This is a genomic window from Roseomonas populi, assembly GCF_024594815.1.
In the GTDB taxonomy this organism is placed as follows: domain Bacteria; phylum Pseudomonadota; class Alphaproteobacteria; order Acetobacterales; family Acetobacteraceae; genus Roseomonas; species Roseomonas populi.
In genome coordinates, this window is the sequence record NZ_JANJOU010000030.1 from 42969 (window position 1) to 57157 (window position 14189).

10 protein-coding genes are annotated in these 14189 nt (G+C 71.8%); 4 read left to right on the plus strand and 6 right to left on the minus strand.

Annotation, left to right across the window (positions count from 1 at the left end; translation table 11 throughout):
• Positions 1–23: 23 nt before the first annotated feature.
• The 6 genes from NRP21_RS27960 to NRP21_RS24410 form a co-directional block, all read right to left on the minus strand.
• Positions 24–2696 carry a sialate O-acetylesterase gene (locus tag NRP21_RS27960; RefSeq protein ID WP_308219932.1) on the minus strand — a complete coding sequence of 891 codons (2673 nt, stop codon included), beginning with the start codon at positions 2694–2696 and terminating at the stop codon, positions 24–26.
• A 637-nt stretch (positions 2697–3333) separates the two neighbouring features.
• Positions 3334–3864 carry a gamma carbonic anhydrase family protein gene (locus NRP21_RS24390; protein WP_257718844.1) on the minus strand — a complete coding sequence of 177 codons (531 nt, stop codon included), beginning with the start codon at positions 3862–3864 and terminating at the stop codon, positions 3334–3336.
• A 99-nt stretch (positions 3865–3963) separates the two neighbouring features.
• Positions 3964–4947, minus strand: a complete 984-nt coding sequence (locus tag NRP21_RS24395; protein WP_257718845.1) for a Bug family tripartite tricarboxylate transporter substrate binding protein — start codon at positions 4945–4947, stop codon at positions 3964–3966.
• Positions 4948–5013: 66 nt separating this feature from the next.
• Positions 5014–7212 carry a hydroxymethylglutaryl-CoA lyase gene (locus NRP21_RS24400; RefSeq protein ID WP_257718846.1) on the minus strand — a complete coding sequence of 733 codons (2199 nt, stop codon included), beginning with the start codon at positions 7210–7212 and terminating at the stop codon, positions 5014–5016.
• A 62-nt stretch (positions 7213–7274) separates the two neighbouring features.
• On the minus strand, positions 7275–8201 hold the full coding sequence (locus tag NRP21_RS24405; protein WP_257718847.1) for a LysR family transcriptional regulator: 927 nt from the start codon (positions 8199–8201) through the stop codon (positions 7275–7277).
• Between the two features lie 85 nt (positions 8202–8286).
• On the minus strand, positions 8287–10287 hold the full coding sequence (locus NRP21_RS24410; RefSeq protein ID WP_308219933.1) for a transketolase family protein: 2001 nt from the start codon (positions 10285–10287) through the stop codon (positions 8287–8289).
• Positions 10288–10400: 113 nt separating this feature from the next.
• On the opposite strand from NRP21_RS24410, the gene NRP21_RS24415 reads away from it, so the two are divergent.
• From NRP21_RS24415 to NRP21_RS24430, 4 genes are all read left to right on the plus strand, one after another.
• Positions 10401–11378, plus strand: coding sequence for a LysR family transcriptional regulator (locus tag NRP21_RS24415; protein WP_257718848.1), 978 nt, complete (start codon positions 10401–10403; stop codon positions 11376–11378).
• A gap of 90 nt (positions 11379–11468) precedes the next feature.
• Entirely contained in the window at positions 11469–12218 is a 750-nt protein-coding gene (locus NRP21_RS24420) for an SDR family NAD(P)-dependent oxidoreductase (protein WP_257718849.1), read from the plus strand.
• A gap of 61 nt (positions 12219–12279) precedes the next feature.
• On the plus strand, positions 12280–13131 hold the full coding sequence (locus NRP21_RS24425; protein WP_257718850.1) for a transketolase: 852 nt from the start codon (positions 12280–12282) through the stop codon (positions 13129–13131).
• Complete coding sequence (locus tag NRP21_RS24430; protein WP_257718851.1) at positions 13128–14183, plus strand: transketolase family protein; 1056 nt, start codon at positions 13128–13130, stop codon at positions 14181–14183. The genes NRP21_RS24425 and NRP21_RS24430 overlap by 4 nt, the downstream gene beginning before the upstream one ends.
• Positions 14184–14189: the final 6 nt, after the last annotated feature.

Consider the following 14189-nt stretch of genomic DNA (forward strand, 5'->3'; position numbering starts at 1 on the left):
CGGCAGGCGGCCGAGGCGGCCTGTCAGAGCCAGATCGATGTCGGGTCGAGCGTGCCCACACCGCTCAGCACCAGCTCGAAATCCGCGACGCCATCGCCGTTGACGTCGCCCTGCAGGGTTCCGGCGCTGAACCTCAGTTCGCCAGCCGAGCGGGAGAAGCGCGACGCACCGATCCAGGCGAAAGTCTGGTCGTCGGCACTGCCGACATCTGAGTCGATCGCCGTGAGATCGATCCTGTCGCCCTCGGCGGCGCGGAAGTCGAGCAGGGTGTCACGCCCTCTCCCGGCCGGGCTGTCGTCGATGCTCTCGTAGCGGAAGGTGTCGGCGCCCGATCCGCCGGTCAGGCGGTCGCTGCCGGCGCCGCCGAGGAGAACGTCATCCCCGTTGCCCCCGGCGAGGGCGTCGGCCCTGGCGGACCCGGTGATGGAGACCGCGGTGGCATTCGTGCCGTTGGTGATCCGCCAGCCGGCGCTGCCACCCGCGGCGCTCAGGTCGATGCTGAAGCCCTTCAGGTTGACGTTCGCGACGCCGTCGGCCCAGCTTTCCGCGGTCGCGACCCAGCTCGCCGCCAGGTTCGCATTGGCGACGGCACCGGCCGACACCGTGAGCGTCTCCGCGCCACCCAGCCCGAGATCGGCGATGCTGTCGGTGCCGGCATCGACATGAAAGGTGTCGATCCCCTCGCGGCCGCTCAGGCTGTCGTTGCCCTGCCCGCCCGTGAGGGTGTCGTTGCCCTCGCCGCCCGAGAGCCGGTCATTGCCTTCGCCCCCGAGGAGAAGGTCGTGGCCATTGCCGCCGGTCAGGGTGTCGGCCCTGGCAGATCCCGTGATGGAGACCGCGGTGGCGTTCGTGCCGTTGGTAACCTGCCAACCGGCGCTGCCGCCCGCGGCGCTCAGGTCGATGCTGAAGCCCTTCAGGTTGACGTTCGCGACGCCGTCGTTCCAGGTTCCAGCGCCCGCAACCCAGCTCGCCGCCATATTCGCGCTCGCGCGGGCACCGGCCGACACCACGAGGGTCTCGGCGCCGCCCAGCCCGAGATCGGCGATGCTGTCGGTGCCGGCATCGACATGGAAGGTGTCGATCCCTCCGCGGCCGCTCAGGCTATCGTTGCCCTGCCCGCCCGTGAGGGTGTCGTTGCCCTCGCCGCCTGAGAGCCGGTCATTGCCTTCGCCCCCGAGGAGAAGGTCGTGGCCATTGCCGCCGGTCAGGGTGTCGGCCCTGGCGGATCCCGTGATGGAGACCGCGGTGGCGTTCGTGCCGTTGGTGACCTGCCAACCGGCGCCCCCGCCCGCGGCGCTCAGGTCGATGCTGTACCCTCTCAGGGCTATGCTGGCGACGCCGTCATTGGTGCTGGCGTCTGTCGCCGTCCATTTCGCCGCGAGCATCGCCTCGGCCCTCGCGCCGGCCGAGACGACCAGCACCTCGGCACCACCCAGGCCCAGGTCAGCGACAGTGCTTCTTCCCGCCTCGACGAAGAAGCTGTCCTGGCCTTCGCCGCCGTTCAGGATGTCCCTGCCGGCACCGCTCGCCAGGCGGTCCGCGCCGTAGCCGCCCCAGAGCACGTCGTTTCCGCTGCCCCCGGACAGCTGGTCGTCTCCATCGCCGCCCGAGAGAGCGTCGTTCCCGTCGCCACCCGACAGGCTGTCGTTCCCCTCCCCGCCGAGAAGCAGGTCCGCCCCGCCCTGCCCGGACAGGCTGTCGTTCCCTGCCTCGCCGAGCAGGATGTTGTGCGCGGCATCGCCGAGCAGCGTATCCGCTCCGGCCCCCCCGTGGGTTTCCACGAAGGTGGGCGAGGTGGAGGCCTCGTCGCCGGCGTCAGGCTTCGGCGCCGGCGGGTTGGCGGCGGAGCGTATCAGCTCCGCGATGCTGGCCGCCATCCGCTCGGCCGCGAGGGCCGAGGAGGCGCCGTCCATATGGATTCCGTCCACCGTGGAGAGATCGAGCGTCTTCGCGCCGATCACCACGGACGGATCGCTGCCGATGATGTCCGACTGGGCGGCCCGGACCCCGGCATAGCTGCCATTGGGACCCAGGCCGATCTCCTGGATGACGATCCTGTCGGGCGAGAAGGCGGCCCTGACCCAGTCGAAGAACCTTCCCAGCTCATTGCCATAGGTGTCGTGGTTCGCGGCCGTGGCCGTGCGGGCGTCGTTCTCGCCCTGCGCCCAGATCACGTATTCCGCGCGGTTGCCGATGGACGCCAACTGGGCCTTCGCGTTGGCGAAGAGCGAGCCCGGCTCGTCTGTCAGCCAGTAGCCGTTGCCCCTGTTGTTCTCCGGCAGGAGGGAGGTCGCTCCGACGGCCGCGTTGATGATCGCGACCGGAGCGCCGGTCGCCTCGGCCAGCGCGTTGCCGAAGGCGATCGCCCCGGCCCCTGCCGGCGGCGCCCAGGCCCCCGACGCATCCAGCATGTAGGTCGAGCCGAGCGGCTCCTGCGTGGTCGCGTAGCTGAACCAGCGGGACATGTTGGACTGGCCGAGCGCGGCGACGACGATCCCGATGGCGACGTCGGTGCTGGTGATGGTGCCGCCATTGTTGACCTCGAGGACGTAGCCGTCCCCCTCCGGCACGTTCTCGATCAGACCCCCCGACGTCCAGTCCGCGACCACCGTGCCGGCCTTGAGGAGCCGGGCCGAGTCTCCGGCGAAGGAGACGTCAGCCGTACCGGTACTGGGGTCGCGCTGAAAAAAGTACATGATACGCCTTTTTTGAGACTGGATCGGTTCTGGCCTCTAACACGTAAATTTCTTGTGAGCAAGAAGTATCGATACCGCAACGGTTCGGCCTGTTCCAGCCCTGTCTGAAGGGGCTCTGGCCGCGGCTTTCGCGTGCAGAATGGGCGACCTCCATGCTGGACGGGACGGGAACCTGCCTGCCGAGGAGGCAGCACCGGACCTCGCCTGGGCTGGCGCGAGCCGGAGGGATGGATCGCGACCCTCTGGACGCCGCTATTCCGGAGATTGCGGCCCTGATGGCGCCTTGCCAGCCGCTGCCGCGGGCCACCCCGGGTACGGGTGGGCAGCCCCATTCGCCCGGCAGGGCATGAGGGCGGGAACACCTGCGTCACGGGCTGGGTGGTGATGATCGGCGGCCAGTTGCACCACCGCACGTGCATGGCCCAAGCGTGCCCGCACGGCGCCGACCTATCGGATTCGGCCCCGGGCGGGGCTGCTGGTCACCGGACCGGCAGGCAGGGCGGCCGCGCTAGATCTGGCTCGGCCAGGCCGCATGGCAGGAGGGACGGCTCCTCTCGGCCGTACTTGGCATGGCCACCGTCCGGGGATGCTGCACCGCCGGGTCAGCGAACGGGCGGCCGGCGCGCCGCCCCGGTGGTCAGCCGATCTGCTGAAGCCCGGCCGCGAAGCGGCGCCAGTTGGCGACGTAGCGCGCCGCCGAGTCGAGGAGGGTGTCCGCCACCGCCGGGTCGAGCGTGCGGACGACCCGGGCGGGCGAGCCGACGATGAGGGAGAAGGCCGGAAATTCCTTGCCCTCGGTGACGAGGGCGTTGGCGCCCACGATGCAGTGGCGGCCGATCCGCGCCTTGTTCAGGACGGTCGCCCCCATGCCGATGAGGGAGCAGTCGCCCACCGTGCAGCCGTGCAGGATGGCGTGGTGGCCCACGGTGACGTCGGCGCCGATGGTCAGCGGCGCCCCCGGATCGGAGTGCAGCATCGCGCCCTCCTGGATATTGGTGCGCGCGCCGATCGTGATGCGCGTGTTGTCCCCGCGCGCCACGGCCCCGAACCAGAAGCTGACATCATCTCCGAGGGCGACATCGCCGATGACCTGGGCGTCCGGCGCGATCCAGAACCGGTCCGCGGCCGGCAGGGTCGGTGAGAGCTCGTTCAGGGCATAGAGCGGCATGCGTGTTCTTCCTCGGCGGCCGGTGGCGTGGGCGGTGGCAGCCGCCCCTCCTGCCCGGCCCGGCTTCCCGGGCCCGCGGCGGGTCGGCCCTGCCGCCGCCTACTCGATCACGATCTTCCCCCGCTCGGCGACCCCCTTCCACTTCGCCTGCTCCGCCTTCAGGAAGGCTGAGAAGGCCTGGGGTCCTTCGGCCAGGGGCGTGGTCGCCTGCTCCTCGAAGCGGGCGCGAACGGTCGGGTCGCGCATCGCCTCCCCGAACGCCTCGTAGAGGGCCTCGATCACGGCGGGCGGCGTGCCGGCGGGCGCGACGATTCCGCCGGAACCGTAGGTAGTGCTGTCCCGCAGCCCCGTCGCCTCCGCCAGGGTCGGCACATCGGGAAGCTGCGGCCGGCGGGCGGTGTCGGTCACGGCCAGCGCCCGCAGACCCCCGTCCCGCACCAGCGGGATGGCGGAGGCCGTGCTCTCCATGGCGAAGCCGAGAGAACCCGCCATCAGGTCCGTCAGCATCGGGCCGGCGCCGCGGTAGGGAACATGGGTTGCGCTGGCGCCGATGCCCTGGAGGAACAGCTCGCTCCCCATGTGCTGGGTGGAGCCGGGGCCGCTGGAGCCGAAGTTCATTCCGCCCGCCTTCAGCTTGCGGATCAGTTCCGCCACGTCCCGCGGGCCGTCCTTCGGCACCAGCAGCACGAGAGGCGCCTGGAAGACGCGAATCACAGGCGCAAAGTCGCGCTCGGCGTCGTAGGGCATGTTCCGCATGATGGCGGGGTTGATGGCCAGGCTGGCAAGGCTGCCGAAGCCGAGGGTGTAGCCGTCCGGCGCGGCGCGGGCGACAGCTTGCATGCCGATCGTGCCGCCGGCGCCCGGGCGGTTCTCCGTCACCACGCGGTTGGCCCGGAAGCGCCCTTCCGAGGCCTTGTCCGCCAGCAGGCGGCAGAAGATGTCGTTCGCCTGGCCCGGCGGGAAGGGCACGATGATCCGCACGCTCTTCGACGGATAGGCCTGGGCGAAGGCGCGCGGCGCGGCGGCGAGGCCGGCACCCGCAAGGATCAGCTTGGCCGCGTTGCGGCGGGACAGGATCGTCACTCTCGGTTCCTCCGTGTCGTTCTTCGTTGGTCTTCTCTCGTGGCCCGGCGTCGAGGCCGGGCCGCGTCACTCGGCGGCCAGGGCGGGCGTCTCCCCGGGCTGCAGGGCGCCCTCGGCCAGCAGGGCGGCGATCTCGGCCTCCCCCAGCCCGGCCTCGCGCGCGATCTCGATCCCGTGCTCTCCGGTCCGTGGCGGCTGGCGGCGCAGCGCGGTGCGGCCGCCGCCCATCAGCACGGGCAGGCCGGGGATGCCCGCCACCGGCATGGCGGGCGCGCCGCCCGGGGCGCCGGCCGCGCTCTCCATCGCCACCGGCATCAGCCCGCCGGAGGCGTTGAGGTGCGGGTCGTCGAACAGGTCGGCGGGGCGGGCGATCGGGGCGAAGGGCAGGCCCAGCGCTTCGCAGCGCGCCATGAGCTCGGCCTGTGGCATGGCGCGGAACACCTCCGCCACGCGCGCCCCGATCCGGGGCCGCGCGGCGGCCAGCTGCCCCATGGTGGCCAGGGACGGATCGGCCAGCATGTCCTCCAGCCCAAAGGCGCGGCAGAAGGCCTGCCATTGGGTGGTGGTGACCACCCCGACGAAGACTTGGCGCCCCTCGTCGGCGCTGTCGAAGACGTCGTAGAGCGGCCAGGGCTTGGGCATGGACTTGTCGCCGAAGGGCGGGGGGTTGCGGCCGGTGATGGCGGCGCTGGCCATGTGCTGGGCCACCAGCAGCATGTTGGTCTCGAACAGGCCGGACTGGACGAGGCCGCCGCGCCCCGTCGCCTCCCGCTCCCGCAGCGCGGCGAGGATGGCCACGGCCCCGAAGACGCCGCCCATGATGTCGTTGATGGAGGTGCCGGCCCGCAGCGGCTGGCCGGGCGGGCCGGTCATGTAGGCCAGGCCGCCCATCATCTGCACCACCTCGTCCAGCGCGGCGCGGTTCTCGTAGGGGCCGGGCAGGAAGCCCTTGCAGGAGAGGTAGATCAGGCGCGGGTTCGCCGCCGAGAGCGCCCCATAGCCCAGGCCGAGCTTGTCCATGGCGCCCGGGCGGAAGTTCTCCAGCACCACGTCGGCATCCGCCACCAGCTTCTGCACCAGGGCAAGGCCAGCGGGCTTCTCCAGGTCCACGCAGAGGCTGCGCTTGTTACGGTTGAAGGTCGGGAAGAAGCCGATGGCGGGACCGGTCAGGCGGCGCGTGTTGTCGCCGCCCGGCGCGGGCTCCACCTTGACCACGTCGGCGCCGAGATCGGCCAGCACCATGCCGCAGCTCGGCCCCATGACCATGTGGCTGAACTCGACCACGCGCAGGCCCTCCAGCGGCAGCTTGCGCGGCGCGGCGGGGGCCACTGGCACCGGCTTCGCGACCTTGGCGGGGCTGTAGGTCCGCGGCACGCCGGCAGCCGCCACGCGGCCGTGCAGGGGCTCGTCGGGCAGGCCTTCGCGCAGCGCCTCGCGCGCCGCGATCAGGGCGTGCAGGTCGATGCCGGTGTCGAAGCCCTCGGATTCCAGCATGTGCACCAGGTCTTCGGTGCAGACATTGCCGACCGAGCCGGGTGCGTAGGGACAGCCGCCGAGGCCGCCGAGGGCGGCGTCGAAGCCACGCACCCCCTCCTCCAGCGCGGCCAGGGCGTTCGCCAGCGCGGTGCCGAGCGTGTCGTGCAGGTGCAGGTTGCCGAAGCGCTCCGCTCCCACCTCCGCCCGCACGGCGCGCACAAGGCGGCGCACATGCGAGGGCGTGGCGTAGCCGAGCGTATCCGCGAGCGCGATCACATCCGCCCCCGCGCGGGCCAGCTCGGCGGCAAGCGCCACGACCTCGCTTTCCGGCACCTCACCCTGGAGGGAGCAACCGAAGGCGGTGGCGATGCCGGCCTCGATCCGTGGCGCATCGGGGCCGAGGCCGCGCGCCCATTCCACCACCCGCGCCACCTCGGCCACCTGCTCGGCCCGGGCCCGGCGGACGTTGGAGCGACTGTGCGCCTCGCTGGCGGAGACGGGAATGATGACCGATTGCGCTCCGGCGGCAGCGGCGTTCTGAGCGCCCCGCAGATTTGGGGCCAGGGCGACGACGCGCAGGGCGGGGTGGGCGGCGCGCACGGCCCGCACCACCTCCGCGGCATCGGCCATCTGCGGCAGGGCGGTGGGCGGCACGAAGCTCGCCACCTCCATCTCCCGCACCCCGGCGGCAACCATGGCGCCGATCCAGCGCAGCTTGGCGGCCGTCGGCATGGCCGACTTCGCCATCTGCAGCCCGTCGCGCGGGCCAACCTCCCTCACCGTGACCATCGCCGTTCTCCGGGCCGCTTTTCTCCGCGCATTTTGCGTTCGCGGACCGGGCGGGAGAATCGCTATTCCGCGCGGGGAGCGTCCGCGGGCGGAGAACGCCCCGACAGGAGATGAGCGGCTAGGAGGCGTGCGGGCGGGGAGAGAAGGCCGGCCGGGCGGGCCACCAGGCGCAGGCGGCGAACGGCCCAGGGCTCAGCCAGCGGCACGCCGTGCAGGCCCAGCGCGGCCTCGTAGGGGCGGGCGACCCCGTCCGGCATCACCGTCACCCCGTGCCCGGCCGCGACCATCCGCCGGACGGCATCCGTTCCCGCTACCCGAAAGCGGTAGGGCAGGGGGCGGCCGCGCCGCTGCGCCTGCTCCTCCAGCAGCAGGGCGAGGGCGCCGGCCTCCACCGCCCCGATCACCGGCAGGTCCAGCACGGCGTCGAAGGTGAGCGAGGCGGCGGTGGCCAGCGGGTGGCCGGCCGGCATCACCACGAGCAGCCGGTCCTCGCGCCAGGACTGTCCTTCCAGCCCCGGCGGCAGCGGGCCGGCGACGGTGACGAGGCCGAGATCCGCCCGGTCCTCCAGCAGGTCCTGCAGGATGCGGAGGCTGGTGTCCTCCTGCAGCTCGACGCGGATGCCGGGCCGGGCCCGTGCGAAGCGCTCCAGCGCCTCTGGCAGCGGGTGGCCGGCGATGCAGGAGGCGGTGGCATGGAGCCGCACATGGCCCAGCCCGCCCTCGGCGAGGGCGCGCAGCTCGTCCTCCAGCCGCGCCATCAGCGAGAAGGCGCTGCGGCCGTGCCGCACCACTGCCTGCCCGGCGGCCGTCAGCCGCACGCCGCGCGGCCCGCGCTCCAGGATGGGGGTGCCGCACTCGGCCTCCAGCATCTGGAGCCGCTTGGCGGCGGCCGAGGTGGCGATGCCGCAGCGCACGGCGGCGCGGGTGATGCTGCCCAGATCCGCCGTGGCAAGCAGGATGCGCAGCGTCACCCAGTCAGGCGTCACCATTCCCTATCCTACTCTCCCTGGCATCCAGGGCCCGCGTGGCCGTGAACCGGGGCGCCCTGGTGCCAGGATATCGGCTCGTGGCGCGCTAGGTCACGCCGGATGCCATCCCCAGGCATCGCTCGGCCTCATCGGCGATCGCCCCGGCGGTGATGCCGAAATGCCGCCAGAGGTCGTCCTCGGCGCCCGAGGCGCCGTAGCCCGACATCCCGACGAAGCCGCCCCCATCGCCGAGCCAGCGGTCCCAGCCGAGGCGCACCGCTGCCTCCACGCCCACGCGCACCGTTCCCCGCCCGAGGACGGCGTGCTGGTAGGCCCGTTCCTGCCGTTCGAAGAGCTCCCAGCAGGGCATGGAGACGACGGCCGTCGCCACGCCCCTGGCCTGCAGCGCCTCCCGGGCCCGCAGCGCGAGCGCGACCTCGGATCCCGTCGCGAGGAGCGTGACGCGCGGTGCGCCGCCCTCCGCCTCCTCCAGCACGTAGGCGCCGCGGGCCGAGCGGTTCTCGCCGGCGTCCCGCCGCACCGGTGGCAGGGGCTGGCGCGCGAAGACGAGGGAGGAGGGGCCGCCACGGTTCGCGAGGGCAAGCTCCCAGCACTCCGCCGCTTCCACCGCGTCGGCGGGCCGGAAGGTGAGCATGTTCGGGATGGCGCGGAGCGAGGCCAGGTACTCCACCGGCTGGTGCGTCGGCCCGTTCCGGCCGATTCCAATGGAATCGTGGCTGAAGACGAAGAGGGAGGGCAGGCCCATCATCGCCGCCAGCCGCAGGGTGGGGCGCAGGTAGTCGGAGAAGACGAGGTAGGTCACGCCGACCGGCACCACCCCGCCATGCGCCGCCATGCCGTTCATCATCGCGCCCATCGCGTGCTCGCGGATGCCGTAATGGACGTAGCGCCCGCCCTGATCCGCCGAGGTGAAGGGGCGGAGGGAGCGCTTGTGCGCCGTCGCGCCCTCCAGGTCCGGGGCGCCGGAGATCAACTCGGGGATCACGGCCGCCAGCCGGTCCACGAGGTCGCCGGAGATGCGGATGCCGTACTCGGCCCGCCCCCCGGCCGCCGCCTGCCGGGCGTAGTCCCGCAGCGCGTCCGCCCAGCCCTCCGGCAGGCGCCCTTCCCGCAGCCGGTCGAGCTCTCGGCGCCTGTCGGCGGGCAGGGCGGCGACGCGGGCCTGCCACGCCTCGTAGTCCGGCAGGCTGCGCCGCCCGGCCTCACGCCACGCGGTCTGCACGTCTCCCGGCACCTCGAAGGCCAGATAGGGCCAGCCGAGAGCCGCCCGCGCCGCGCCTGTGTGGTGCGGCAGGAGGCGGGCGGAATGCGCGGCCCGCGTTCCCTCCACCCCCGGCACGCCGCGCCCGATGATGGTGCGGCACGCGATCATCGTCGGCCGCGGATCGGCCTTTCCCCTGATGATGGCGGCCGAGACCGCCGCGGCGTCGTGACCGTCCACCTCCTCGACGTGCCATCCGGAGAGGCGGAAGCGCGCGGGCATGTCATCGCCCTGGGCGAGGCCGATCTCGCCGTCATCCGTCATCCGGTTGTCGTCCCAGAGGAAGGTGAGCTTCCCCAACCGCAGGTGCCCGGCGAGGGAAATGACCTCCTGCCCCACCCCTTCCTGCAGGCAGCCATCGCCAACCATGGCCCAGGTGCGATGGTCCACGATGTCCGGGCCGAGGCGGTGGTGCAGGAAGGCCTCGGCCAGCGCCATGCCGGCCGCGTTCGCGATCCCCTGGCCGAGCGGCCCTGTCGTTACCTCCACCCCGTGCTCCGGCGCCCGTTCCGGATGGCCCTCGCAGGGGGATCCCAGCTCGCGGAAGCGCCGGATCGCGTCGAGGGAGAAGGGCTCGTAGCCGCTGAGGTGCAGCAGCGCGTAGAGCAGCATGGAGCCGTGGCCGTTCGACAGCACGACGCGGTCGCGGTCGAACCACAGCGGGTCCGCAGGATTGTGCCGGAGGTGGTCGCGGTAGAGCGCCGTCGCCGTGTCGGCGGCGCCGAGCGGCGTACCGGGATGCCCCTCGCCGACGCGCTCGCAGGCGTCCATCGTCAGGAAGCGAATGGCGTGCGCCATCCGGACCGCGTCCACGCTGCCGCTCAACGACGCCTCCTCGTTCCACGCATTCTTCGTTGCCTCTGCGTGTGCGTCGTGCCGGGCTCATCGACAAGAGAATAGATTGCACCGACCGGTGAGCCTGGCTCATCCTGACCCTCGTGCGCCCCCACCTTCCCCTCAGTGCGCTTCGCGCCTTCGAGGCCGCGACCCGCACCGGCTCCTTCCGCTCCGCGGCGGACGACCTCGGCCTCACGCCGAGCGCGGTAAGCCATGCGATCCGCGGCCTGGAGCGCGACCTCGGCACGGTGCTCTTCGAGCGGGAGGGGCGCGCGATCCGCCTCACGCCGGAAGGCCAGACGCTGATGCGGCACGTGGAGCGCGGATTCGGGGAGCTGGCGCTCGGCATCGGCTCCGTCGCGGCCCGGCGCCCGCTGCTGCTGAAGCTGCACTCCGCGCCGAGCTTCGCGGCGCAATGGCTCGTGCCACGCCTCGGGCGGCTGCTGCAGGAATGCGAGGGGCTGGAACTGCGGATCGCCGCCGGCACGGACTACACGCGCTTCCTCGCGGACGAGTTCGACGCGGACATCGTCTACGGCGCGCCGCCCCCGGAATACTACGGCAGCGGCGGCCATGGCGGCCTCGTCGTCCTGCCGCTGGGGACGGAGACGATCACGCCGCTCTGCGCCCCCTCAATGGCGCCCTCGATCCGGGAGGCGCGCGACCTCTTCGGCCAGACCCTGATCGAGAGCGACAACAAGCGGGTCCGCTGGCCCGGCTGGTTCGGCGCGAACGGCCTGGTCGCGCCCGCGCCGCGCGGACCGCGCTTCGACCGCAGCTTCATCTCCATCAGCGCGGCCGCCGATGGGCTCGGCGTCGCCCTCGAATCCACGCTGCTGGCGGAGCGGGAGATCGCGGCCGGCCGCCTCGTGCGCCCGCTCGCCGGCATCTGCGAGGACGTGGTCTATACCGGCCACTGGCTCGTCTTCCCCAAGGCCAAGCGCTACGCCCGGTCCCTGGTGCTGTTCCTCGGCTGGCTGGCGAAGGAACTGGGCCTGGACGTCAACGCGGAGGACCTGGAAGCGGGCATGCGCGAGCACGCCGTCGTCGGTGGGGAGCACGGCGCCGGGCAAAGGTGAATCCACTTCACCGGATGGCGCGAATTTCTCGCTTGTTCATGAGCCGAGGAAGAGCCGACACACTCCTGCATAAGACTCAGGAGGAAACAAATGCTCCTTGCGGACAAGACCGCGGTGATCTCCGGCGCGGCCAGCGCGCGCGGCATCGGCCGCGCCACCGCCCGCCTCTTCGCCCAGCACGGCGCCCGCGTCGCGATCCTCGACCTTGACGAGGCGGGCGCGAAGGCCGCCGCGGCGGAGCTGGGCGAGGGGCATGTCGGCCTCGGCTGCGACGTCGCCGATCTCGGGAGCTGCCGCCGGGCGGCGGAGGGCGCCATCGCCGCCTTCGGCAAGGTGGACATCCTCGTCAACAATGCGGGCATCACCCAGCCGCTGAAGATCATGGAGATCGGGCCGGAGAACTGGGAGCGCGTGGTGGACGTGAACATGACGGGCGTCCTCTACCTCTCCCAGGCCTTCATCCCGCATATGCGGGAGCGCAAGCAGGGCTCCATCGCCTGCATGTCCTCCGTTTCCGCGCAGCGCGGCGGCGGCATCTTCGGCGGCCCGCACTACTCCGCCGCGAAGGCGGGCGTGCTGGGCCTGGCAAAGGCGATGGCGCGGGAGCTGGGGCCGGACGGCATCCGCGTGAACAGCGTGACGCCCGGGCTCATCCAGACCGACATCACCGGCGGCAAGCTCACGCCCGAGATGCGGGCGGAGATCCTGAAGGGCATCCCGCTGAACCGGCTGGGAGACGCGGAGGACGTGGCGCGGATCTACCTGTTTCTCGCCTCCGACCTCTCCTCCTACGTCACCGGCGCCGTGATCGACGTGAACGGCGGGATGCTGATCCACTAGGCGCGCCGCCCCGGCCAAGGCGACGGGATCGGCATTCAACAAGCGAGGGAGGACACGCGGCATGAACGCGGTCACGGGGGCGCGCGCCAATGCGCCGGGCCTGGAGGAGCGGGCGCGCAACATCCGGCGCCACGCGCTGCGGATGGGGCAGGTTCAGGGCCAGGGCTACATCGCCCAGGCGCTCGGCGTCGCCGACGTGCTGGCCGTCTCCTACTTCCACGCGCTGCGCTTCCGCCCGGAGGACCCGGAATGGGAGGAGCGCGACCGCTTCCTCCTCTCCATCGGCCACTACGCCATCGCCCTCTACGCCGCGCTGATCGAGGCGGGGATCGTGCCGAAGGACGAGCTGGAGACCTACGGCTCCGACGAATCCCGCCTGCCGATGTCGGGGATGGCAAGCTACACGCCGGGGATGGAGATCAGCGGCGGCTCGCTCGGCCTCGGGCTCGGCATCGCCGTCGGGATCGGTCTCGGCCTGCGCCGCAAGGGCTCCGACCGCTTCGTCTATAACCTCATGTCCGACGGCGAGCTGGACGAGGGACCGACCTGGGAGGCCGCGATGTCCGCCGGCCACTGGAAGCTGGACAACCTGATCTGCATCGTTGACGTGAACCGGATGCAGGCCGACGGCGTCTCGACCGGCGTGCTGAATTTCGAGCCGCTTCCTGCGAAGTGGGAGGCCTTCGGCTGGCACGTCCAGCGCGTGGACGGCAACGACATCCCTGCCCTGATCCGCGCCTTCGACACCGCGCGCGAGCTGCGGGAGCCGAAGCCCCGCGTGATCATCTGCGACACGAAGATGGCGAAGGGCGTGTCCTTCCTGGAAGGGCGGGAGAAGTCGCACTTCCTGCGCGTGGAAGCGCATGAATGGGACCTGGCGGTTGCGGCGCTGGACGAGGGAGCGGCGGCATGATGAAGGTGAAGCGCGGCCCCTGGGGGCGCGGGTCCTGGGGCGAGGCCGCCGCCGTCCTCGATCCATCCAAGCCGAAGCTGACAACTTCGGCGATGATCGCCTCCATCGCCTCCGAAGGGCAGCGCACGAGCGCGGCGCCCTTCGGCGAGGCGCTGGTGAAGGTGGCGCGGGAGCGGCCGGACATCCTCGGCCTCACCGCCGATCTCGGGAAGTATACGGACCTGCATGTCTTCGGCGCGGCCTTCCCCGACCGCTACTACCAGATGGGCATGGCCGAGCAGAACCTGATGCTCGCCGCGGCCGGGCTGGCGCATGAGGGCTTCACGCCCTTCGTGACGACCTACGCCGTCTTCGCCGCCCGCCGCACCTATGACTTCATCTCGCAGGGGATCGTGGAGGAGGGGCTGAACGTGAAGATCTGCTGCGCCCTTCCCGGCCTGACCACGGGCTACGGCCCCAGCCATCAGGCGACGGAGGACCTGGCGATCTTCCGGGGGATGCCGGACCTGACGATCGTCGATCCCTGCGACGCGCTCGACATCGAGCAGGCGACGCAGGCGATCGCGGCGCATCACGGCCCCGTCTACATGCGGCTGCTGCGCGGCAAGGTGCCGCTGGTGCTGGACGAGTACGACTACCGCTTCGAACTGGGCAAGGCGAAGCTGCTGCGCGACGGCGCGGAAATCCTGGTGATCTCCACCGGCTTGATGACCATGCGCGCGCTGGAGGCGGCGCAGCGGCTGGAAGCCGACCGGGTGGGCGTGGCCGTCCTCCACGTGCCGACGATCAAGCCGCTGGATGAGGCGACGATCCTGCGGGAGGCGGGCCGCACCGGCCGCATGGTGGTGGTGGCGGAGAACCACTCCGTCATCGGCGGCCTTGGAGAAGCAGTGGCGGGCGTCCTGCTGCGGGGCGGGGTGGCCCCGCCGCGCTTCCGGCAGGTGGCCCTGCCCGACGCTTTCCTCGACGCCGGCGCCTTGCCTACGCTGCACGACCGATACGGGATCTCCGCCGAGGCCATGGCGGGCAGCCTTCGAAGCTGCCTTCAGTAACCAAGA

What these genes read in the sequence shown, in the direction of transcription:
- NRP21_RS27960 (WP_308219932.1), bottom strand. Translation starts at nt 2,696, where the DNA reads ATGTACTTTTTTCAGCGCGACCCCAGTACCGGTACGGCTGACGTCTCC.
- NRP21_RS24390 (WP_257718844.1), bottom strand. Translation starts at nt 3,864, where the DNA reads ATGCCGCTCTATGCCCTGAACGAGCTCTCACCGACCCTGCCGGCCGCG.
- NRP21_RS24400 (WP_257718846.1), bottom strand. Translation starts at nt 7,212, where the DNA reads ATGGTCACGGTGAGGGAGGTTGGCCCGCGCGACGGGCTGCAGATGGCG.
- NRP21_RS24405 (WP_257718847.1), bottom strand. Translation starts at nt 8,201, where the DNA reads ATGGTGACGCCTGACTGGGTGACGCTGCGCATCCTGCTTGCCACGGCG.
- NRP21_RS24420 (WP_257718849.1), top strand. Translation starts at nt 11,469, where the DNA reads ATGCTCCTTGCGGACAAGACCGCGGTGATCTCCGGCGCGGCCAGCGCG.
- NRP21_RS24425 (WP_257718850.1), top strand. Translation starts at nt 12,280, where the DNA reads ATGAACGCGGTCACGGGGGCGCGCGCCAATGCGCCGGGCCTGGAGGAG.
- NRP21_RS24430 (WP_257718851.1), top strand. Translation starts at nt 13,128, where the DNA reads ATGATGAAGGTGAAGCGCGGCCCCTGGGGGCGCGGGTCCTGGGGCGAG.